Raw genomic sequence first — 22,340 nt, forward strand, 5'->3', positions numbered from 1 at the left:
AGGCCTAAAGGGAGAAGTAGGTCCTGAGGGGAATGGATACCAAGGCTGGAAGCCGAAACTTTATAACGACGACCACCATCAAATATGAAAAGAACCGAATCAAAATGGTTAGACTCGGAAAAAAGGCTACGTAGTTTATCACTTTCGCTAGAAAATACTAATACTGAACACATAATGGATTAAGATTGTAATGAAGACACAAAGGTAGGAAGGAAAAGAAGGGAAACAAACACGCACGTGACCGAATGCTTACAGGGTTAAGAGAACAATGCCTATTGGATTAATTAAGTATAACGACTTTATAATGCATACTTCATAGAGGCATACGTTCTTCTATCACGTATTCCATGCCATCAATCTATAAGAGACAGGCTGACAATAAAAGTCCGAATCTTTTATTGTCAGCCTGTTTTTGGGTTATTGTCAGCACTTATTGTCAGGTGTCAATGGGTTGATAATCATTGTTTTATATGGATAAAATCTTTAGCTGACAATAAAATGACTAAATAATAGGTTCTTAATCAAATTCCGTGCTACTTATTTATGTTCAATAACCTTATTCATGGCTATTCCGGGGTACTTTAAGATGCATATAGCTTGGATAATTTATTTGCTATTTCTAATATGCCGATATCCCTTTATCCATCAACCTTTCAATGAGCTTTACTAGCACGGAATTTGAAGAAGAACCAATAATATCTCTATGAGTGAAAATGATTAGAACCGGCAGCGGAGATCTACTCCAAATTGCATTGGGCGTCCTTTTTGCATAAAACCTTTGTTCATTGTTTCGAAATAGAAGGCGGCATATTCTTTATTCAAGAAGTTGCGTGCCCAGAAACTAATCATTGCGTCACCGATTTCCAGATTCGTTCTCCAGTTGAGTGTGCCATAGAAAGATTGGCTGACATCGTTTTGTTCAGTCCAGTAGATACGTCCGGCAGCGTTATAATTAGCTTGGAATACAACCCGGTCGAAGATAGAGCGCGGACTGCAGGTGATGGCGTATTCTCCTCCGATATTTAAGGTATGTTTGGGGACAAAGGGAACATATTTGCCATTATAATCTGCGGTTACTTTAAAAGTGCCGTCTTTTTGCTCTTCGGTGATTACATAATCCGTAAAGGTGGCATACGTATATCCGTAACTGACATTCAGGCTAAGTTCTTTTGTCACACTGGCACGAAGGGCTGCTTCTGCACCATAGCTACGGCTTTTTCCTGCATTGATCGTGATACGTCCCAGACCACTTTCTGCAAATTGGGAGAGTTGTTGGTCGCGGGTATCCATATAGAATGCTGCGACGTCAGCCCAAAGTCTTCCTTCCCATAGAGTAAGGTGACTACCTACTTCGTAGTTCCACGAATATTCGGGTTTGTAAGTGGTGGACGCTTTTACATCAATCTCTTTTGTAGGTACCATTTGGTTCATCATATTAATGATGGTTTTTCCCCAGGTGGCATCTTGCCCTATTGTCGGACTTTCTTTGATGGCATTCATCATCGAATTTTTCAATTCTGTTTGTGATAAGTCAGAGAACATTTGGATGTTATATCCTCCCGAACGATATCCCCGGGTGACGGTGGCATAAACGTTATTTTGATTCTTCCATTCATATTGAATAGCAAATTTGGGTAGGAGCTGTACATAATCAGTAGAGAGCTTGCCAACGAAAGAGGCAGGGGCTTTCATATTCTGATCAGACAAGTTTATTTGGTTGGGTCCCATAGCTAAGTGAAAATCAAAACCAAAGTCGATAGGAGTGCTAAGAGAATTATACTTCATACTGATTTTCTCGTAATCGAGCCGGAGGCCGGCTGTAACGGACAGTCCTTCTATGAACAAGTTGTTGAAAGTAGACTGATGATAAAGTGCACCGCTAAGAGTCGGGGTATCGAAAGTTCCTCCTACGCTTAATGACGGGTTATGTACGGTCATTCCCATGGTGGGAGCTCCGGGTTTGGCAGATACTTCTTCAAAAGCTGCATTGGCGTTGTTTTCAATGACCGACTTCACTCCTTCTTCTTTAAACAAAACAGGTCCCGTAGTATGCAGCCATTGATAGAATCCGAAAGCGCCCGTAGCCCATTGCCATCTTTTTCCGGGTTTGGCTTTCAATACAATCTCTTCGGAAATGGTATTTGCACGCTGCTTTTGCTCAATATTGAAAATATCTCTTTCTGTGAAATCCTGATCGAGAAACATGCGGTCGTTCAGGTTCTGATAACCTGTCACGGCACTTAATATAAAGTTATTGGCTTGATATTCGATGTTAACACCGGAGTTGAGCAATCCACGGCGGTAACTGCTGCGGTCGTTATATGAAATCTTTCCGATATAATCGGCACGGTCTTCTGTCATTTCTTTACCATTTTCTTTCGCTTTAGCTATCGCACTGGGGGTAATCCCGGTATAGTAATACGGATATCCGCCCTGATCGCTATATTCATAGCTAAGGGCCATGTCTATTTTCAGGTTCGAAGTAGGCAGGTAAATACCACGGAAACGTCCGCCACCGGCATTGCTCTTGTCTACCTTTTCGTTGTTTCTTGCCGAATTTTCAAAGAAGCCACCTGTGTGTTCGTAGAAACCTCCGGTAGAAAAAGCGAAGCGGTCGGATGTCCGGTGATAGTGGGTGAGTGACACATTATAATTATTGTAGGTCGCTGCTCCCATGCGGATATCAGTACCTTGATAAGTGAAAGGCGATTTTGTGTGCACTTTGATAAGTCCTCCCATCGTATTACGTCCGTAGAGAGTACCTTGTGGTCCTCGGAGAATGTCAATACGTTCGATATCAGCATAGTTGAAGTCGAAAGCGGATTTGTCGATATAAGGGATGTTGTCTACGTAAAGTCCTACGGACGGAGTGTTGATACGTGAGCCGATTCCGCGGATATAAATGGAAGTGGTCAGTTTGGAACCATAATCGGGGATAAACAGATTAGGGACGATGCCTGTCAGGTTTTTCACAGAGTTCACCTGATTGGCGCGCATATTATCTTGCGATAAAACAGTGGCTGCCACCGGTAATTCACGCAACTTACGATTCTCTTTCGGAGTGGCAATCACTACCACTTCTTCGATGTCTACTATTTTTAGTGAGTCTTTCGGGAAATCTTCCGCCCATGCTGTACCTGTCGTCAGGAGCGTGAGGGCAATCATAATATTCTTTGTCTTCATCTGCTGTTAATTTATCTGGTGCAAAGTAACGGCAAATATAGATGACGGTCAATCCTCATTTATTAGGATTATGACTTATTTTTTAAGAGGTCAGATTCGGTCAGCTTCGATATATCCGTTCATTACAGCATAAATAGTCAGCCCGGAGACGGACTTAATGCCTAATTTCTCCGTGATATTTTTTCGGTGAGTGATAACGGTAGTCAGGCTGATATTCAGTTTATCTGCTATTTCTTTGTTGATTAATCCTTTGGTTATCAGTACGAGCACTTCTATTTCACGGGCGGATAGAATTTCCTGATGAGGCTGCATCGGAGGCATGGGTGGCATATCTTTTACCGGATAACCGTCATGGTGAGCATGTTGGTGAAGTTTCAATATGTTTTTCACCAGCTCTTCTTCGGATTCGTGAATGTTGAGTACAGGTACGCCGGACAGTTGGAATTGCGGACTGTCGCTTGCCAATACAATCGTTTTTCGTTTCCGGGGGAGAAAGAAAGCATTGTGCTCCACGTAAATCTGTGCGGAAATGAAATAGTGGGCATACATATCGGGAGTATCGTCCATCAGTTCGCTGAAGTGATGAAAAGTCCGTATGGTTGCCATAGGAATCATTTCCTCCAGGATTCCTTTCAGACCGAGACAGGTCAATGTATTGGCTTCTACGATTGCTATTTCGGGTTGATAATTCATTTTAGTGTAAGTTTAATTAATGATTGAAATAGTTGGCTGCTGCTTCTGCACATCGTTCGCCGTCCACCCCGGCAGACACAATTCCTCCGGCATAGCCTGCGCCTTCTCCGCAAGGAAATAATCCGCGAACGGTGACATGTTGTAGAGTATCCTTATCGCGTATGATACGAACGGGGGAAGAAGTTCGTGTTTCCACACCAATCATTACTGCCTCATTTGTCAGGAATCCGTGACTGCTTCGTCCGAATTGTTGGAAACCAAGAGATAGCCTTTTGCTAATAAATGATGGCATCCAGAAATGAAGTGGAGACGAAATCAATCCCGGACTATAGGATGACTCGGGCAGATCGTAACTCAATTTCTTGCGGGTAAAATCCAGCATGCGTTGTGCCGGAGCAGTCTGTCGTCTGCCTCCCTGCAACCAGCATTGACGTTCCAATTCCTCTTGAAAGTGAAGAACAGATAGTAACTGTGAATTAATCTCTGAAAGTTGTGAACTTTTCAAATTCGGGTTTAGTGCCATCAGCTGTTCATCTTGTTGCGCAGCCAATTCTTTATTCCTCATTTTTAATTCTTCATTTCCCAAATCTTCCGGTTGAATTTCCACTACCATTCCCGAATTACTCCACCGTGACCCACGGTTGGCAGGAGACATGCCGTTTACTACCACTTGTTCCGGTCCGCTGGCGGCAGGAACGATGAAACCTCCGGGACACATACAGAAACTATATACTCCTCTGCCTTCTGCCTGTGTTACAAAGCTGTATTCAGCAGCGGGCAGGTATTTGCCCCGTCCATTCTTATTATGGTATTGTATTTGATCGATCAACATTGCCGGATGCTCCAAACGGACACCGACTGCAATGCCTTTCGCTTCAATCGCCACATGATTCGCAGCCAGCCAACGATATACATCTCTCGCCGAATGTCCGGTTGCCAGTATCACGGGTCCGAGAAAAGTCTTTCTTGTATTTGTTTCGATACCTTTGACTTCATCGTTCTCAATAATCAATGCATCCATTCGTGTCTGGAAATGTACTTCTCCGCCACATTCGATAATGGTGTTCCGCATATTTTCAATGACACGTGGCAATTTGTCTGTTCCGATATGCGGATGCGCATCCACCAATATCGAAGTCGAAGCTCCATGCTGGCAAAATACGTTCAGAATCTTATCTACATTCCCTCTCTTCTTGCTCCGGGTATAGAGTTTCCCATCCGAATAAGCTCCTGCACCCCCTTCGCCAAAACTGTAATTCGATTCCGGGTCAACCGTGTGTTCCCTGCTGATCTGTGCTAAATCTTTTTTTCGCTCGCGCACATCTTTTCCGCGTTCGATAACAACGGGACGTAATCCCAGTTCGATGAGACGCAGGGCTGCAAATAGTCCGCCAGGACCTGCACCCACGACAATCACTTGCGGTTTTCCCTCTACCTTATTATATATAGTATGTTCGTATTCGTCATCCTTAGGCATCTCACGAATGTATGCCCGTACCTTCAGATTGACGAAGATAGTCCGCTGACGTGCGTCGATGCTTCGTTTCAAGATTCGGGTAGCAGTGATGTCACGCAGGTTCAAACCTTTTTCTTTAGAAAGATATTCTTTCAATCGCTGTTCGTTTGCTGCGATTTCGGGAAGGATGCGGAGTTGGTATTCTTGTATCATCGATTTAGAATTTGCTACAAAGGTATCAAAAAAAATCAAGTGTTATAGCCATACAACACTTGATTTCAAACTATATCTTTAGCGTCCCCCTGTCACAACACTTAAGAAACGGGGAAGCCATTTCTTCAATAGACTGTAAATTCCCAAACTTGTAAGAATGATAAATCCTGCACTCAAAAAGTAAATACTCAAAAATATCATATCGTTTGAAACGGGAAGGTATTTAAGGGTATATTTTAAGATAACTCCTAATGGTATACCATGAAAGGCATAAATGAAAAAAGCGCCACCTACAAGGAAAGTATTTGCAGTCCACATTCTTCGTTCTATAAAGTGGGCTGATAGAGAAATGGCAAGAACAATACCTGTAAGAATACTCAATGAATGGATAAAGTTTATCCATGGTTGTTCCCTAAAATATATGCATACAAGCGCCAATAGAGAATAAAACATTGCCGAAGGCAATAGGCAAGGCTTTAGCAATGCAACAAAATTACAGTTTTTAACACTGAAACAAGCTCCTGCAGAGAAGAAAAAAAAGGCTGCTATACTAAATCCGGGAAGAGAGAACCACCAATTAAAATACCACAATACTCCTAATACAAAGACACTAAACCAACGGAAGTATTTCACAAGTATATATATCAACGGGGAAAAAAGTATCATAACTATTAAATCGCGTAAAAACCAGAATTGATAACAAATAGGACATCCTCCATTTATGCTCCAAAAAGCATCTAACCAATCAGTCAATGAATACATATCCATTAACTGATTGGTACTTGACGAAAGTCCCGGAATCGTTTGTATGAGAATGGAATATGAAATAATCATTAGGTTCCAAAATAAGTAGGGGAGCAAGATAGAGCGTCCACGATTCTTTAATTTATGTCTATATACTGATAGTGAGAATTCCTTCGATCGGTAAAAGAATAAAAAGCCAGAAATGAAAAAGAACAGTGGAACGGCAATACGGCCAATTAGTTCTGAAAAAAAATAAGATGTTGTATCATATATCGGGCATGAGTATTCATGCAATATATTAACATTAACACCATTCATAATTACATTGGAAAAATGTGCATGAATTAGCACTACTCCTACAATTAGTGGAAAGCGGAGGAAATCGATGCTTTTTGATTGAAGCTCTTCGTCTGTCATTGTTTAATAAGTTTTAATTTGTTATGGAAAAAGTGCGCTCCACTTTGTATCTTTTCTCTGGAGGGAAGTATACAAAGCGAAACGCACCCAGTTCGTAACAAAATAAAACGGGATGCATTCACCTATACCTTTCTCTGGGCTTTAGAATAAATTGGTCGTTTTTCTATCGGAGAAATGTTGTGAAGCAATATTCTATTATAAGAAGATTGAAAATTTATACCATAGGCTATGCAATTTTAAGGGGGTTGTATTCGGGCATAAAAAAGGTGTGACCTCGTATTTATTCAGAATGTAGAAGGTACGACCAAGCACCCAGCCCGAACCAAATAAACCGTAGGAACACACCCCGTTGAAGGTGTATTCACCAAGTTTATTTCTTTCGAGCTTTTTATTTGGTCGTTTTACTACACAAGAAATAATAGCAAATACTAATATGTCAGAATTAAAGCTTACTGTTTTTTGTTTCTCGTTTTAATTATAATTGTGCAAATATACAATTTTATTTCTTTTTATCTATTGCGTTGATGCTATAAAATAGGTGTTGTTAAAAAGATTGAGATATTCTATTAATATTATATATGTGGAAATGTTTTATCTTATGAGTAGCAGAGGTAGAAGTTTATTGCTTATCCGAATAAAGCTCTGAATGCTTCTTCCACTTTCCTCACAGGCACTAATTCTATCTTTAACTTTTTTGTATCGATACCCTGCAGATTGTATTTTGGCAACAAGAACCGTTTAAAACCTAATTTCTCGGCTTCACCGATACGTTGCTCAATTCGATTCACAGGACGTATCTCTCCCGATAATCCGATTTCTCCCGCCATGCAAACTTCCGGCTCAATGGCTGCGTCCATATTGGACGAAAGGATGGCACTGATAACCGGCAAGTCGATAGCCGGGTCATTCACCTTCAGTCCTCCGGCAATATTCAGGAACACATCTTTCTGTGCCAACTTAAATCCGACACGTTTTTCGAGAACAGCCAGCAGCATATTCATTCTTCTTAAATCGAAACCGGTTGCCGAACGTTGAGGATTTCCATAAACAGCAGAACTGACCAAAGCCTGTGTCTCGATCAAGAACGGGCGGATTCCTTCGATAGCGGAAGCAATAGCCACTCCACTCATTCCCTCATGATCCTGACTAAGCAAAAGCTCGGAAGGATTATTCACCTGGCGCAACCCATCCTGACGCATTTCATAAATCCCTAACTCTGCCGTACTGCCGAAACGATTCTTGATACTGCGCAGAATACGATACATATAATGCTGATCGCCTTCAAATTGAAGAACGGTATCTACGATATGTTCCAGCACTTTAGGTCCTGCAATACTTCCTTCCTTATTGATATGACCGATCAGCAACACAGGAGTATGCGTTTCTTTCGCGAAACGAAGAATAGATGCCGAACACTCTCTGACTTGCGCAATACTTCCAGGAGATGATTCGATACTCTCGGTGGAAATAGTCTGTATAGAGTCAATAATCACTAAATCGGGATTCGTATTCTTGATATGCACATAAATTTGTTCGAGCGAAGTCTCACAAACAATCAGGCAATCGCTGGAAGTATCAGAGAGACGGTCGGCACGGAGTTTAAGCTGCCGTGCACTTTCTTCACCGGACACATAAAGGATTTTCTTTTCCGGCATGTGCAGTACGGTCTGCATGACGAGCGTGGATTTACCGATTCCCGGCTCACCGCCTATCAGGACAAGAGAACCCGGCACAAGTCCGCCACCCAATACGCGATTCAATTCATCATCGTGCATATTGATGCGTGGCTCGTCGTCCGCTTCAATATCGCTAAGTGCCAGTGGTTTGGGTTTCTGTGTCTCAATGCCCGACACCGGACGGCGGTTGGTAGGTTCTTTCCGTACGATTTCCTCAACATACGTATTCCATTCTCCACACGACGGACATTTACCCACCCATTTCGGTGAATCCTGTCCGCAATTACTGCATACATATACGGTTTTCTCTTTTGCCATATTCTCTTTCTTTAATATAAAAATCCGAATGCCCAGAGTGGAATCTTATTTCCGGCCGAATATTCAATATCATCTGCGGCAATAAATGCTTGTTTACTGTTAGCTATCTGTTTCCCGTCTTTGCTTTTCCCGCCAACTTCTATCGTATATTTACTGTCTATCGTATAGTCTGCGCTACGCGTGCAATATTCCACACGATGTTGATAGGCGAGTTGGTTTACCATGAACACCTCTCTCAATGTTCCTTTGTTTACATCTTTAAAGGTCAATGCATAAAGCAGGTTGGTATTTTCCATATAAATCTTATCCGGTTTTTGTAACTTTTTGATAGAGTCATTATCCGAATAAAGAAGGTGGATTAATTTAGCTCTGTCCAGATACTGTAAATAGGCCAAAATAGTAGTACGTGAAAGTTCTGCCATAGCAGAGAGTTTAGTGATGTCCACCATAAAAGGCACTTCGGAGGAGAGGATTCCCAGCAGACTTTTTAGTTTTCGCACGTTACTGATGTCCACTCCGCATTGCTGGGGAAGTTCGATTTCGAGTATCAGGTTGGCTATATTTTCGATACGTGTGTAGTATTCCGCATTTCCTTCCAAATAAAAAGGATAGTATCCATGTTTCAAATAGTCTTCAAAATAGGCGAGGGGACGGCATTGGGAATTCACTTCATTACAAATTCCATCACTTTTGTCCAATATCTCTTCCAGCGTGTAAGGGCGGATGTCAATCTGATGGTATAAATTCAGATATTCACGGTAGGATAGCCCTTGCATATTATATGATATGCATCGACGAGACAAGTCGGCCTCCGCATTCAGCAGTTGGAGTAAGGATGACCCGGTGAATACTATTTTCAGTTCAGGAAACTCATCATATATATTTTTAATTTCCTTGCTCCATGACGGATATTTGTGCACTTCATCCAAGAACAGGCATTTACCTCCTTTCAGGTAAAACTGTTCGGCGAGTTCGCTAAGAGAATGCTGTGTGAAATACAGACTATCTAAACTTGTATATAAGGCACTTTGGCTATCATTGGCATAATGAAGTTTTAAGTATTGAAGCATTAAAGTTGTTTTCCCAACTCCGCGAGCTCCCCGGATAGCAATCAGACGGTTATCCCAATTGATTGTATTCATCAGGCTTCTGATATAGGTCGTGGAAGTAGCTGTTAATAACCTTTTGTATCTTCTGATTAGTGTATCCATATCTTTATTTGTTTTCTATGGAATACAAAAATAGACATAATTTGTTCAACGCGCAAAACAAATTCAGATAAAATCTGTTCAATGCGTAAAACAAACAGGGAATTTACAGAGTTATCTCTCCTGCCATCGAACGGTTCATCCGGTCGCGCACCTCGTCCGCTGTATATCCATGTCCCAGTAAGAACATTAATTTCGTCACAGCAGACTCCGTCGTACTGTCGTATCCGGAGACAACACCTGCCTGCAACAACTGGTAGCCCGTTTCATAACGTTCCATCTCTACCATTCCTGCGCTGCATTGCGTCACGTTGACAATCACAATTCCACGTTCGCTGGCCTGACAAAGCCGACGTATGAACCATTCCTTCCGGGGAGCATTTCCCGAACCGTATGTTTCGAGCACGACAGCCTTCAATCCGTCAATCCCCAGAATGGCGGCAATCACATCTTCCTGGATGCCCGGGAAGAGTTTCAGTACCACAACATTGGTATCTAGGAGATAATGAGGCTTCAATTCCCGCTCTTCACCATTTACGTGAATCTGCACATTATTATATTTGATATGGATTCCGGCTTCCGCCAATACCGGGTAATTGAAAGAACGGAACGCGTTGAAGTTTTCCGCATTCATCTTGGTTGTGCGGTTTCCCCGCATCAGATGATTTTCAAAGAAGATGCACACTTCCGGTACGAGCGCTCTCCCTTCCTTGTTTTGTGCGACGGCAATCTCGATGCTGGTCATCAGATTTTCCTTTCCGTCCGTGCGGAGTACACCTATGGGAAGTTGTGAACCTGTGAGGATAACAGGTTTATCGAGCCCTTCGAGCATAAAACTTAATGCAGAAGCAGTGTAAGCCATCGTATCCGTTCCGTGCAGGATGACGAAGCCGTGGTAGCGGTCGTAATTTTCATGAATGATGCGTACCAGCTTCCGCCACATATCCGGTTCCATGTCCGACGAATCCATTGGAGGATCAAACTGATAGGTGTCAATCGGGAAGTTGAACTTTTGCAGTTCGGGGATATACTTTTGCAGTTGCTCGAAGTTAAAGTTCTCCAGAGCACCTGTCGCGGCATTCTCGATCATGCCAATTGTTCCACCGGTGTATATTAGCAATACGGAAGTATTTAATGGATTCATAAGCTGATTTTGTGCGATTGTTTTCGCAAATATAATAATATATTTGATATATAAGTAGCAAAATGTCATAAAAGTAAAGGCGGATGACAGGACGAATAGAAGACGGAAGATTCTTTTTATCAGAAAAAAACCGAAAAAAGTGATAGATTGAACGTTTTTATTATTACTTTTGCGACACTTATCAAAAACAAGAGTAGAAACAAGGACTATGATGAAGTACTATCCACATACAGTCACATCCATGTGTACCATGACCCTTAGGGGTTAATGGATAGTTTTTGTGTATCTACGTGATTCACGCTTGTATAAGCAGGCAAAATTCAATTTCAATTTTATTCGTAAACAACCAATCGTTCTGTAAAAAGTAAACTGCAGGACATTGCATTTAAATAAGTATCTTCATGAAAGTAATGAAATTCGGCGGGACGTCCGTAGGTTCCGTGAACAGCATTTTAAGCGTAAAGAGAATTGTAGAGTCGGCAAGTGAGCCGGTAATTGTAGTTGTTTCCGCATTGGGAGGCATCACTGACAAATTGATAAATACATCAAAGATGGCGGCAGCAGGAGATTCAGCATACGAGGGCGAGTTCCGCGAAATCGTTTACCGTCATGTGGAGATGATTAAGGAGGTGATTCCTGCCGGAGAAAAGCAAGTGTCGTTGCAACGTCAGATTGGCGAACTGCTGAACGAGTTGAAGGACATCTTCCAGGGAATTTATCTGATTAGAGACCTTTCCGCGAAGACTTCGGATACAATCGTCAGCTATGGTGAACGCCTTTCATCCATCATCGTTACCGAACTGATTGACGGAGCAAAATGGTTCGATTCGCGCACTTTTATCAAGACCGAAAGAAAACATAGTAAACACACGTTGGATACTGACCTGACTAATAAGTTGGTGAAAGAGGCTTTCCAGTCTATCCCTAAAGTGTCACTGGTGCCGGGATTCATCTCTTCGGATAAAACGACAGGAGATGTGACGAACCTCGGACGTGGTGGCTCGGACTATACGGCTGCCATTATTGCTGCGGCTCTGGATGCGGCAAGTCTGGAAATCTGGACCGATGTAGACGGATTTATGACGGCTGACCCGCGTGTCATTTCAACTGCTTATACCATTACGGAATTGAGTTATGTAGAAGCGACCGAACTTTGTAACTTCGGTGCAAAGGTGGTTTATCCGCCGACTATCTATCCCGTATGTCACAAGAATATTCCTATTATAATAAAGAATACCTTCAATCCGGACGGAGTGGGAACGGTTATCAAACAAGAAGTTTCCAACCCGCAGAGCAAGGCTATCAAAGGTATTTCCTCCATCAACGACACCAGCCTGATAACTGTTCAGGGACTCGGTATGGTGGGGGTGATCGGTGTAAACTACCGCATCTTTAAAGCATTGGCTAAGAACGGAATCAGCGTATTCCTCGTGTCGCAGGCTTCATCGGAAAACAGTACTTCTATCGGTGTGCGTAATGCCGATGCCGACCTGGCTTGTGAAGTGCTGAACGAGGAATTTGCGAAAGAAATAGAGATGGGCGAGATTTCTCCGATTCTTGCGGAAAGAGATTTAGCTACTGTTGCTATCGTAGGCGAGAATATGAAACATACCCCGGGTATCGCCGGTAAACTTTTCGGTACGCTGGGACGCAACGGTATTAACGTAATTGCCTGTGCACAGGGAGCTTCGGAAACAAACATCTCTTTTGTGGTCGATTCCAAATCTTTGCGTAAATCCCTGAATGTCATTCACGACTCTTTCTTCCTCTCCGAATATCAGGTACTGAACCTCTTTATCTGCGGTGTCGGTACAGTAGGCGGCAGCCTCGTAGAACAGATTCGTTGCCAACAGCAGAAACTCATGATGGAAAACGGATTGAAACTCCATGTGGTAGGTATCATTGATGCTGCCAAAGCAATGTTCAGCCGTGAAGGTTTCGACCTTTCTAATTTCCGTCAGGAACTGTTGGAAAAGGGTAAAGACAGTAGTCTGCAAACCATCCGCGACGAGATTATCGGAATGAACATCTTTAACTCCGTTTTTGTAGACTGTACGGCCAGCGCCGATATCGCATCGCTTTACAAAGATTTCCTGCAACACAATATCTCTGTGGTAGCAGCCAACAAGATTGCCGCTTCTTCCGCTTACGAAAACTATCGTGAACTGAAAACAATTGCCCGCCAACGTGGTGTGAAATATCTGTTCGAAACAAACGTAGGTGCAGGTCTTCCGATTATTAACACGATCAACGACCTGATTCATAGCGGCGACAAGATTCTGAAGATTGAAGCAGTGCTTTCAGGCACACTGAACTACATCTTTAATAAGATCAGCGCCGATATTCCTTTCAGCCGTACCATCAAAATGGCACAGGAAGAACGCTACTCCGAACCGGACCCGCGTATCGACTTGAGTGGAAAAGACGTCATCCGTAAATTGGTGATTCTGGCACGTGAAGCCGGATACCGTCTGGAACAGGAAGATGTTGAAAAGAACCTCTTTGTCCCCAATGACTTCTTTGAAGGTTCTCTGGAAGATTTCTGGAAACGTGTTCCAAGTCTCGACGCAGACTTTGAAGCCCGCCGTCAGGTATTGGAGAAAGAAAATAAACACTGGCGTTTCGTTGCCAAACTGGAGAACGGAAAAGCCTCTGTCGGCTTACAGGAAGTAGGCGCCAACCACCCGTTCTACGGCTTGGAAGGCAGCAACAACATTATCCTGCTTACTACAGAACGCTATAAAGAATATCCGATGATGATTCAGGGATACGGTGCCGGCGCCGGAGTTACCGCTGCCGGAGTATTTGCCGACATCATGAGCATCGCAAACGTTTAATTAAATGAAGAACTAAAAATGAAGAATGAAGAATTACTATGCAGCGTAATGGTGCAGCCAATTCTTCATTCATCATTCTTCATTCTTAATTTTCAAAAGAAATGAAGCATATCATTATATTGGGAGACGGAATGGCCGACTGGCCAGTGAAGTCATTAGGGGACAAGACGCTCCTGCAATATGCGAAGACGCCATATATGGATCAGTTAGCCCGAATGGGGCGTAACGGCCGCCTGATTACCGTGGCGGAAGGTTTCCATCCGGGTAGTGAAGTAGCCAACATGTCAGTGTTGGGATATAATCTTCCGAAAGTGTACGAAGGTCGTGGACCGCTGGAAGCTGCCAGTATCGGCGTGGATTTGAAACCGGGCGAGATGGCAATGCGTTGTAATCTGATTTGTGTGGAAGGAGAAATTCTGAAGAATCACTCCTCCGGACACATATCTACAGAAGAAGCGGACGTATTGATTCAATACCTGCAAGAGAAACTGGGCAATGACCGCGTACGGTTCCACACAGGAGTCCAGTACCGTCATCTATTGGTTATCAAGGGAGGAAATAAAGAACTGGACTGTACTCCTCCGCACGATGTTCCTTTGAAACCTTTCCGCCCATTGATGGTGAAACCATTGACCCCGGAAGCACAAGAAACGGCAGACCTGATTAACGACCTGATTCTAAAATCACAGGAACTGTTGAAGAATCATCCGTTGAACCTGAAACGCATAGCTGAAGGCAAAGACCCCGCCAATAGTATTTGGCCCTGGAGCCCCGGTTATCGTCCGCAGATGACTACTTTCTCCGAAACTTTCCCGCAAGTGAAAAAAGGTGCGGTGATTTCGGCTGTCGATCTGATAAATGGAATCGGTTATTATGCCGGATTACGTCGTATTGTGGTAGAAGGGGCAACCGGCCTGTATAATACGAATTATGAAAATAAAGTGGCTGCTGCATTGGAAGCCTTGAAAACCGATGACTTTGTCTATCTTCATATCGAAGCCAGCGATGAGGCCGGACACGAAGGAGACATCGACTTGAAACTTCTCACTATCGAGAATCTGGATAAACGTGCCGTAGGACCTATCTACGAAGCAGTGAAAGATTGGGATGAACCGGTAGCAATAGCCGTATTGCCTGACCATCCTACTCCCTGCGAACTTCGCACGCACACTTCCGATCCTATCCCGTTCCTTATTTGGTATCCGGGAATTGAGCCGGACGAGGTGCAAACTTACGACGAAGTATCTGCCTGCAATGGTAGTTACGGTGTGTTGAAAGAAGACGAGTTTATTAAAGAATTTATGAAATAATGTTCACCGCAGATTACACAGATTCGCACAGATTTAAAGTGATAAGAGACTTTTGTATTATGTAATAATAGAGAAAATATCTGTGTAAATCTGTGTAATCTGTGGTGAGCACTAAAAATATCATCCCATGAAATATTATAGTACGAATAAACAAGCGCCGGTGGCTTCTCTACAGGAAGCAGTTGTAAAAGGTCTTGCAGCCGATAAAGGGTTGTTTATGCCTATGTCTATCAAGCCTCTTCCACAAGAGTTTTACGATACGATTGATACGTTGTCTTTTCAGGAAATAGCTTATCGTGTAGCCGATGCTTTTTTCGGTGAGGATATTCCTGCCGACACCCTGAAACAGATTGTATATGATACCTTAAGTTTTGATGTACCTTTGGTGAAAGTAGCGGATAACATCTACTCGCTCGAACTTTTCCACGGACCGACACTGGCCTTCAAAGATGTAGGCGGTCGTTTCATGGCGCGTCTGCTGGGATACTTTATTAAGAAGGAAGGTCAGAAGAATGTGAATGTACTGGTAGCCACTTCCGGTGATACGGGAAGTGCTGTGGCTAACGGCTTTTTGGGTGTGGACGGTATTCATGTATATGTGCTCTATCCGAAAGGAAAAGTCAGCGAAATACAGGAGAAACAATTCACTACACTGGGACAGAACATCACTGCGCTCGAAGTGGACGGAACGTTTGATGATTGCCAGGCATTGGTAAAAGCTGCTTTCATGGATAAGGAGCTGAATGAACATCTATCATTGACTTCTGCCAATTCCATCAATGTAGCCCGTTTCCTGCCGCAAGCATTTTATTATTTCTATGCATACGCTCAACTGAAGCGTGTCGGAAAAGCGGATAACGCCGTCATCTGTGTACCTAGCGGAAACTTCGGAAATATCACCGCAGGACTGTTCGGAAAGAAAATGGGATTGCCCGTGAAGCGTTTCATTGCTGCCAACAACCGCAACGATATTTTCTATCAATATCTGCAAACAGGTAAATACAATCCCCGTCCGTCTATTGCAACAATTGCTAACGCTATGGACGTGGGAGATCCTAGCAACTTTGCCCGTGTACTTGATTTGTATAATGGTTCGCACGCTGCTATCTCTGCCGAAATTTCAGGAACAACTTATACCGACGAACAGATCCGTGAAACGGTGAAAGAAACTTGGAAAGAACATCATTATCTCCTCGATCCTCACGGAGCTTGCGGATACCGTGCATTGGTAGAAGGCTTGAAAGAAGGCGAAACGGGTGTATTCCTTGAAACGGCTCATCCGGCCAAGTTCCTTGAAACAGTGGAAAGCATTATCGGTGAATCAGTAGAGATACCTGCCAAATTGCAGGAATTTATGAAAGGCGAGAAGAAGAGTTTGCAAATGACGAAAGAATTTGCAGATTTCAAGAGCTATTTACTTTCATTGTAGTCGGTCTTAATAGGTTGTTATACAGTGATCTATGAGGCGTTGACAGTCTATTGAAATGAAAGAAAGATTCTCACCGCAATGAGAAAAAGTTCTCATTACTATGAGTATTTTTTCTCGTCGCAGTGAGAATTTTTTCTCATAGTGATGAGAATGTTTGAGAATTAATATCGGTTTACATAGAAGCTAGAAACACTAAATACTCTCCCGTGCATTGAATGGTAAAACGATTGCTTGTAGCTTCATTAAGAGTTCCTTGCCACCAATTCGTAAAGTCGCTAAGCGGATAAACCAATCCTTCCCCTTTCAATCCTTTCGCTCCGAAATTGATAATGGAAATTTGCTGGCCTGTGTGAGAAACGAAAGTCTGCGTGCCGCTTGCCGGAATAAATACTCCGTAATCCGTAACGGTTCGTACTTCCATACCGCTTTTCATATAATCCAGCAGCAAACTGATATTTCCTAATGTGTGGTCTTCCCGTTTTCCGGTAGCACCGACGATGGCTATTCTCTGGTAGCCTTTTTCTTGCAGGAAGTGGACAGCCTTGGTTTGGTCGTTTGTTTCCTGATCGGCAATATGGTGAATAATGTCCGAAAAGCGTGTTTTGTTTTCCGGCGAAAGAGAGTCTCCGTCGCCAATAATAATATCGGGAGTATGTCCACGTAAGATATATTCGTTGGCTGCTCCATCGCAACAAACCACGAATTTAGCCTCTTCCAGTATTTTCAGGGGAAGCACATGCGTAGGATATTCGCCGTTGGCAAGTATGACGGCTTCGGGAGTATAGTGTTCACTTATCATTGTACGCTCATTAATTTTTTCCATTTAAAGTAGCCAAAGATAGCTATAATGGAGTAAAGTCCGTATAAAGCAGAAGTAAAATAAAGGTCTTTATAGATATAAAGTCCGCAGCAGACAATATCCACAAGAATCCAGGCAAACCATTGCTCGACGTATTTACGCGCCAGCATCCACATGCCGACAATGCTCAATGCCGTAGTAAAACTATCCAGCCAGGGCACGTTGCTGTCCGTATATTCGATCAGTATCCACGCAATGCCGATAAATGCAACAATAAATACCAGAAAAAGAGGTAAGTAACATTTCCATGGAGTATGCACGATAGGAAGGTCTTTGGGTTTGTCACCGATTGAAGCATCTGCTGACTGCTGACTTTTTTTCTTTCTGTGTCCCCACATCCAGAAGAACCAACCATAGATGGCAGCTATCAGATAGTAGATATTGATACCGAAATCGGCATACAGTCCTGCTTTGTAATATACGAAGATATAGATGGCAGGCATCACGATACCTGCTATCCAAAGGTAGATACTTGCCCGGTACTCCAACCAAAGGTAGACTAGCCCGACAATCGTACCGAATATTTCCAGAAAATTCAATTCCATAGCCCTGTGGTATTAAAAGCGGAAAGAAACATGTCCCATAACGTTTGTTCCTGCCTGCGCTGCATATCCGGCATAGTTTCCCCGATTCTCCACCGTATCGGTGTAGTCGCTCGAGGCCCAACCGTTGTTTTCATATTTTTCATTAAACAGATTGTACACAGTGAACCCTACCGTGACTTCTTTCAACACCTTCTTGGGACGGAAGGAGTACGCCAGATTGAGGTTACTGACAAAATATTTATCAAGAGTCAATTCTTCTACTTCCGCATTTGTCATATACTGCTTGCTTACGAACTGCGATTGCAGAGCCGCTTCGAATCCCTTATAATTGAATGAGAAACGGTTATTAAATAGAAAGTCAGGTGAGAAAGCGATGTGAGTGTCTTTATGCTTGATCTGAACAGTCGGGAGGGAAGTAGAACTGCCGTTTTCATTATAATGGTAGCCCGGCAGGCTTTCTACAAAATCCTGGATGCGGTTTTTGCTCCATGTAGCGTTTATATCCCATTGAAACCATTTACACGGTTTGATTCCCAGCATTAGCTCGACTCCCATACGATAACTGTCCGGCACGTTTTCGGTCAGTGCTTCACCGATGTCATTTAAAGCTCCGGTCAGAACCAGTTGGTCGGTATAATCCATGTAGTAGAAGTTTGCACCTGCTGTCAGCCATTGGTTGGCGAAAGTATATCCCGCTTCATAGTCGAGTAATTTTTCTGCTTTGGGATACGAATCCGGATCGCCATCCGTATAATTGTTTCTGGTCGGTTCCTTTTGAGCAACCGAGAAAGAGGCATAAACGCGATGGTTGGACGTGATGTTCCAGTTTAATCCGACTTTCGGGTTAAAGAAATCGAACTTCTTGTCTACTGCCAGTGGACGCAGGGCATTTTTGCTCCAGTCATATTTATCATTGTTGCCGTCAATGGTATAGTCGATGTGTCGATACTGAAGATCGGCATACGCGCTTAATCCTCTGGTAAGATCGTAGTTTGCTTTCAGATAAATATTGCCATCGGTCTTTTTGGATTTATTGCGGTAATATTCATGGTCGGGAGATAGAGTGCCCACATAATTCTTCACCCAAGGAACTCTTCCGAAGTTATTGCCCCGGTATTGATTCAAACCACCTCCTAGAGACGCATTCAGCCTGTTGACTGTATAATTGAGAGAAAAAACGCCGCCGCCGAATTTGTTGTCCATTTTCTTCTGACGGACTAAATCACTTTTGGTTATTTCGGTTCCATCAATTGTGAATGGTTTCAGGCCATATTCTATAAGAGATCTTCCGTCTTTGTACTCTTCGTAATAGCCGTCGCCTTTGGTATAATGCAAGGCAACGTTCAAATTCCAGGCTGTCGAGAAAGTATGATTGAAGAGAAGTTGATAATTCTTTTGCAGATAATTATCCGTTTGGTCGTCATAAAAATGCTTGTTGCCGTTGGCGTCGGTGTACATCTCGCCACAGGGGTTGTAGCGTCTGCCGAAATCCTCCATTTCCTTTTTGGTTGCGTATCCCCAGGCGTGATATGTCTTTTCTTTTCCGGCAAATGCAATCAGCTTCACAGATGTGTTTTCTGCAAAGTAGCCTCCTTGCAGGTAGTATGAATTTAGGTCTACCGAAGCGCGGTCTATGTATCCGTCCGTACCGATGTTGGAAAGACGGGCGTCAAACGTCCAATGATTATTGAGCAAACCGGTTCCCACTTTCACCGTTTCCTTGTGCGTGTTGAATGAACCGTATGAACCGTTGAATTCGGCATACGGCTTCATGGATGCACCTTCAGTCTGCATATTAACGCTGGCTCCGAAGGCACCTGCCCCGTTGGTAGACGTACCTGCGCCGCGTTGCACTTGCATATCTTTTACGGAGGAAGAAAAGTCGGGCATATTTACCCAGAACAGATTATGGCTTTCAGCATCGTTCATCGGTATGCCGTTTACCGTGATGTTGATACGTGTACCGTCGGTTCCGCGCACGCGAAGAGTCGTGTAGCCGATACCTGCTCCTGCATCCGATGTGGTCAGCGTAGAAGGAGTCATGCTTAACAGATAAGGGATGTCCTGTCCGAAGTTAACCTTCTTCAATTCCGCTATGCCTATATTGGTGAATGCTACGGGAGTTTTGGCGGTGGCACGCGTGGATACTACCTGCACTTCTTGCAGGTTTACTACTCTCATACTATCCTTTACACTCGTCTGTGCATGAACAGTGATGCCTACGCCCGATAAGGCGATGGCCATCCATACAATTTTTTTCATCTTGCTTACTAATTAGTTCTCTACGCCGGCATTACCCGGATCAGATTCTATGGGTATGTTCTCAGCCCGTCATGTTAAGGCACCCCTACCAGTGAATCGGTTACAAAAATACGGTTTTTGCCCGAAGAAAACAAAAAATATATGTTTTATTGGAAAAATAGTATAACTTTGTCCAGCCATAAGATATATTTGGAACTAATTACTATTCCTTCGTTTTATTATAAGCCTATGATTATCCAACCAATTGAGTGGGGAAAAAATAAGAAGAATGAAGAAAACTTCGAACTTCTTTTTGAAAGATACCATCTTTCCCTCTTAGTTGTAGCTAGTCATTTTGTTCCTCGTACAGCTGCTGAAGACATTATTCAAGATGTGTTTCTAAAATTATGGGAGAAGCGGAAGGAGTTGGATAAGATTGAATCAGTGAAAGATTATCTTTATTCAGCAGTAAAGTATGGTTGCTTTAATTATATTCGTTCGCAGGCAATGGAGCAGCGCTGCATTGAGAAAATCACGGATGAGGCTTTTGAAGAAGTCATGCTGGATGAAGAAGTTTTTATTGAGTTGAGTAAAGCGATAACAGAACTCCCGGAATCTTATCGTAAAGTGATCGAACTTAGTCTGGAGGGCAAACATGCAGATGAAATAGCGCAAATAATGGGAGTTACTCGGAATGCGGTAAATGCGTACAAGAAACGAGCTAAGAGTAGCTTGAAAAAGAAACTTTCATGTCGGGCATACAGTCTGGTTGTTCTTATCTAAATCATAACTTTTGGGCCGGGTAACTGACAAAAGAATAATTTCTTGAAAAAAAAGTAACCACGAAGCGACTAATTTCTCCAGCTCGTGTGTCTTTAAGTAAATAACGACAAGATTATGGGATATAATGACATTTATCGCATTGCTGCGCTAATCGTAAAATCTATTAAAGGAAAAGAATCTGAAGAGGAACGCAATGAATTAGATGTATGGCGTAATGCTTCAGACAGAAACCGGAGATTATATCAGAAATATCAGGATGCTGAGTATTTTAGAGCACGGTCTATCGTGAAAGAAAAAGAATATGAAAGCTCGGAAAGAATCTGGAAAAGTATTAAGACTGGCATTGCCAAAAAGAAGAAACGGGCATTATTAGTAAAGGTCGTTTCTTGTGCTGCCGTTTTTGCCTTGCTATTGTCTGCAGGTGCTCTTTGGATTATTCAATCTGATGTTCATCAATTCGAGTATCAAGATGATCTGACCGCTATTAGAGCGGGAGACTCCAAAGCTATACTATCTTTGGTTGATGGGAGCGAATATTATTTGAACTCCCGTATACGTCTGGCATTGGTAGGAGAAAATTATGCTATTAGAGATGAAGCAGGTATTCATATTCTTGACAATAAAAAAGGAACAGATACAAAGAGGAAAAATAAACTGTTTGTTCCAAGAAATGGTAAGTATGACATAACTCTTTGCGATGGAACTAAAGTTTGGGTAAATTCTGATTCGGAGTTATACTATCCATCTGCTTTTGCTTCTGATCAACGAATTGTGAAAGCAAGCGGAGAAATGTATTTTGAGGTGTCGCATCACGATAGTTGGCCGTTTATTATTGAAACCGATTATGGCCGGGTGGAGGTAAAAGGTACTTCTTTTAATCTGAGGAGTTACCGGGAAGAAAAGAAGTTGGTAACCACACTGGTACAGGGAAAAGTGTTGGTTTCATCCCATGAAACAGAGGATATTATAGAGCTTCATCCGGGTGAGACTGCTGTTGTTACAGACAATCAAGAGATAGATGTAGTAACTGCCAATGTACAGGAAGTCGTATCCTGGAAGGATGATATGTTTGTTTTCCGCAGTTCTACTTTGGAACAGATTATGGAAGAAGCAGCACGCTGGTATGACATCCGGATAGTATGGGTTTCAGAAGAAAGAAGGCATACACTGTTCAGCGGAGAGTTGCCGCGTTCTAAAGATTTTGTAGACTTTGTACGTATGATAGAACTTACAGAAAAAGTGAGTTTCTCTGTCAAAGGGCGTACTGTTTATATCGATTAAACT

At 42.8% G+C, this 22,340-nt stretch carries 15 protein-coding genes and 1 riboswitch; of the genes, 5 read left to right on the forward strand and 10 right to left on the reverse strand.

The window, feature by feature from the left end:
• Positions 1-717 precede the first annotated feature (717 nt).
• The 7 genes from BSAG_RS17490 to BSAG_RS17460 form a co-directional block, all read right to left on the reverse strand.
• Positions 718-3,183 carry a TonB-dependent receptor gene (locus BSAG_RS17490; RefSeq protein WP_004315269.1) on the reverse strand — a complete coding sequence of 822 codons (2,466 nt, stop codon included), beginning with the start codon at positions 3,181-3,183 and terminating at the stop codon, positions 718-720.
• A 90-nt stretch (positions 3,184-3,273) separates the two neighbouring features.
• Positions 3,274-3,876 (reverse strand): response regulator transcription factor, encoded by a 603-nt coding sequence (locus tag BSAG_RS17485; RefSeq protein WP_004306407.1) that lies wholly within the window; start codon positions 3,874-3,876, stop codon positions 3,274-3,276.
• 16 nt (positions 3,877-3,892) lie between these two features.
• Positions 3,893-5,545: an NAD(P)/FAD-dependent oxidoreductase gene (locus BSAG_RS17480; protein ID WP_004315268.1), complete on the reverse strand. Its 1,653-nt coding sequence runs from the start codon at positions 5,543-5,545 to the stop codon at positions 3,893-3,895.
• A 78-nt stretch (positions 5,546-5,623) separates the two neighbouring features.
• Positions 5,624-6,706 (reverse strand): acyltransferase family protein, encoded by a 1,083-nt coding sequence (locus tag BSAG_RS17475; protein WP_004315267.1) that lies wholly within the window; start codon positions 6,704-6,706, stop codon positions 5,624-5,626.
• 626 nt (positions 6,707-7,332) lie between these two features.
• A complete protein-coding gene (gene radA / locus BSAG_RS17470; protein ID WP_004315266.1) occupies positions 7,333-8,700 on the reverse strand; it encodes a DNA repair protein RadA in 1,368 nt (455 codons plus the stop codon).
• Positions 8,701-8,711: 11 nt separating this feature from the next.
• Positions 8,712-9,911, reverse strand: a complete 1,200-nt coding sequence (locus BSAG_RS17465; RefSeq protein ID WP_004315265.1) for an ATP-binding protein — start codon at positions 9,909-9,911, stop codon at positions 8,712-8,714.
• Positions 9,912-10,014: 103 nt separating this feature from the next.
• Entirely contained in the window at positions 10,015-11,052 is a 1,038-nt protein-coding gene (locus tag BSAG_RS17460; protein ID WP_004315264.1) for an asparaginase, read from the reverse strand.
• A 401-nt stretch (positions 11,053-11,453) separates the two neighbouring features.
• Between BSAG_RS17460 and thrA the strand changes: the two genes are divergently transcribed.
• The 3 genes from thrA (at position 11,454) to thrC (ending at position 16,628) form a co-directional block, all read left to right on the forward strand.
• Positions 11,454-13,889 (forward strand): bifunctional aspartate kinase/homoserine dehydrogenase I, encoded by a 2,436-nt coding sequence (gene thrA / locus BSAG_RS17455; RefSeq protein ID WP_004315263.1) that lies wholly within the window; start codon positions 11,454-11,456, stop codon positions 13,887-13,889.
• 101 nt (positions 13,890-13,990) lie between these two features.
• Positions 13,991-15,199, forward strand: a complete 1,209-nt coding sequence (locus tag BSAG_RS17450; RefSeq protein WP_004315262.1) for a cofactor-independent phosphoglycerate mutase — start codon at positions 13,991-13,993, stop codon at positions 15,197-15,199.
• A 127-nt stretch (positions 15,200-15,326) separates the two neighbouring features.
• On the forward strand, positions 15,327-16,628 hold the full coding sequence (thrC, locus tag BSAG_RS17445) for a threonine synthase (RefSeq protein WP_004315261.1): 1,302 nt from the start codon (positions 15,327-15,329) through the stop codon (positions 16,626-16,628).
• Positions 16,629-16,800: 172 nt separating this feature from the next.
• On the opposite strand, the gene BSAG_RS17440 is transcribed toward thrC, so the two are convergent.
• The 3 genes from BSAG_RS17440 to BSAG_RS17430 are packed head-to-tail and all read right to left on the reverse strand — an operon-like array spanning position 16,801 to position 20,294.
• Positions 16,801-17,427 (reverse strand): thiamine diphosphokinase, encoded by a 627-nt coding sequence (locus BSAG_RS17440; protein ID WP_004315260.1) that lies wholly within the window; start codon positions 17,425-17,427, stop codon positions 16,801-16,803.
• Positions 17,424-18,032, reverse strand: coding sequence for a nicotinamide riboside transporter PnuC (pnuC, locus tag BSAG_RS17435; protein ID WP_004315259.1), 609 nt, complete (start codon positions 18,030-18,032; stop codon positions 17,424-17,426). The genes BSAG_RS17440 and pnuC overlap by 4 nt, the downstream gene beginning before the upstream one ends.
• A gap of 12 nt (positions 18,033-18,044) precedes the next feature.
• On the reverse strand, positions 18,045-20,294 hold the full coding sequence (locus tag BSAG_RS17430) for a TonB-dependent receptor (RefSeq protein ID WP_008770668.1): 2,250 nt from the start codon (positions 20,292-20,294) through the stop codon (positions 18,045-18,047).
• A riboswitch (TPP riboswitch) is annotated at positions 20,295-20,391 on the reverse strand.
• Between the two features lie 44 nt (positions 20,392-20,435).
• Between BSAG_RS17430 and BSAG_RS17425 the strand changes: the two genes are divergently transcribed.
• Both BSAG_RS17425 and BSAG_RS17420 read left to right on the forward strand, forming a co-directional pair.
• On the forward strand, positions 20,436-21,056 hold the full coding sequence (locus BSAG_RS17425; protein WP_008020090.1) for an RNA polymerase sigma factor: 621 nt from the start codon (positions 20,436-20,438) through the stop codon (positions 21,054-21,056).
• 114 nt (positions 21,057-21,170) lie between these two features.
• A complete protein-coding gene (locus BSAG_RS17420; RefSeq protein WP_004315256.1) occupies positions 21,171-22,337 on the forward strand; it encodes a FecR family protein in 1,167 nt (388 codons plus the stop codon).
• The last annotated feature ends 3 nt before the right edge of the window (positions 22,338-22,340 follow it).

Origin of the sequence: Bacteroides sp. D1 (genome assembly GCF_000157095.2) — a bacterium.
In the GTDB taxonomy this organism is placed as follows: domain Bacteria; phylum Bacteroidota; class Bacteroidia; order Bacteroidales; family Bacteroidaceae; genus Bacteroides; species Bacteroides xylanisolvens.

Bases quoted from the DNA above. Each gene is read 5' to 3' on its own strand.
- BSAG_RS17480 (WP_004315268.1), bottom strand. From the start codon at position 5,545: ATGATACAAGAATACCAACTCCGCATCCTTCCCGAAATCGCAGCAAAC.
- BSAG_RS17425 (WP_008020090.1), top strand. From the start codon at position 20,436: ATGTTTTATTGGAAAAATAGTATAACTTTGTCCAGCCATAAGATATAT.
- BSAG_RS17490 (WP_004315269.1), bottom strand. From the start codon at position 3,183: ATGAAGACAAAGAATATTATGATTGCCCTCACGCTCCTGACGACAGGT.
- thrC (WP_004315261.1), top strand. From the start codon at position 15,327: ATGAAATATTATAGTACGAATAAACAAGCGCCGGTGGCTTCTCTACAG.
- BSAG_RS17440 (WP_004315260.1), bottom strand. From the start codon at position 17,427: ATGATAAGTGAACACTATACTCCCGAAGCCGTCATACTTGCCAACGGC.
- BSAG_RS17460 (WP_004315264.1), bottom strand. From the start codon at position 11,052: ATGAATCCATTAAATACTTCCGTATTGCTAATATACACCGGTGGAACA.
- BSAG_RS17475 (WP_004315267.1), bottom strand. From the start codon at position 6,706: ATGACAGACGAAGAGCTTCAATCAAAAAGCATCGATTTCCTCCGCTTT.
- pnuC (WP_004315259.1), bottom strand. From the start codon at position 18,032: ATGGAATTGAATTTTCTGGAAATATTCGGTACGATTGTCGGGCTAGTC.
- BSAG_RS17465 (WP_004315265.1), bottom strand. From the start codon at position 9,911: ATGGATACACTAATCAGAAGATACAAAAGGTTATTAACAGCTACTTCC.
- BSAG_RS17485 (WP_004306407.1), bottom strand. From the start codon at position 3,876: ATGAATTATCAACCCGAAATAGCAATCGTAGAAGCCAATACATTGACC.
- BSAG_RS17430 (WP_008770668.1), bottom strand. From the start codon at position 20,294: ATGAAAAAAATTGTATGGATGGCCATCGCCTTATCGGGCGTAGGCATC.
- BSAG_RS17450 (WP_004315262.1), top strand. From the start codon at position 13,991: ATGAAGCATATCATTATATTGGGAGACGGAATGGCCGACTGGCCAGTG.
- thrA (WP_004315263.1), top strand. From the start codon at position 11,454: ATGAAAGTAATGAAATTCGGCGGGACGTCCGTAGGTTCCGTGAACAGC.
- BSAG_RS17420 (WP_004315256.1), top strand. From the start codon at position 21,171: ATGGGATATAATGACATTTATCGCATTGCTGCGCTAATCGTAAAATCT.
- radA (WP_004315266.1), bottom strand. From the start codon at position 8,700: ATGGCAAAAGAGAAAACCGTATATGTATGCAGTAATTGCGGACAGGAT.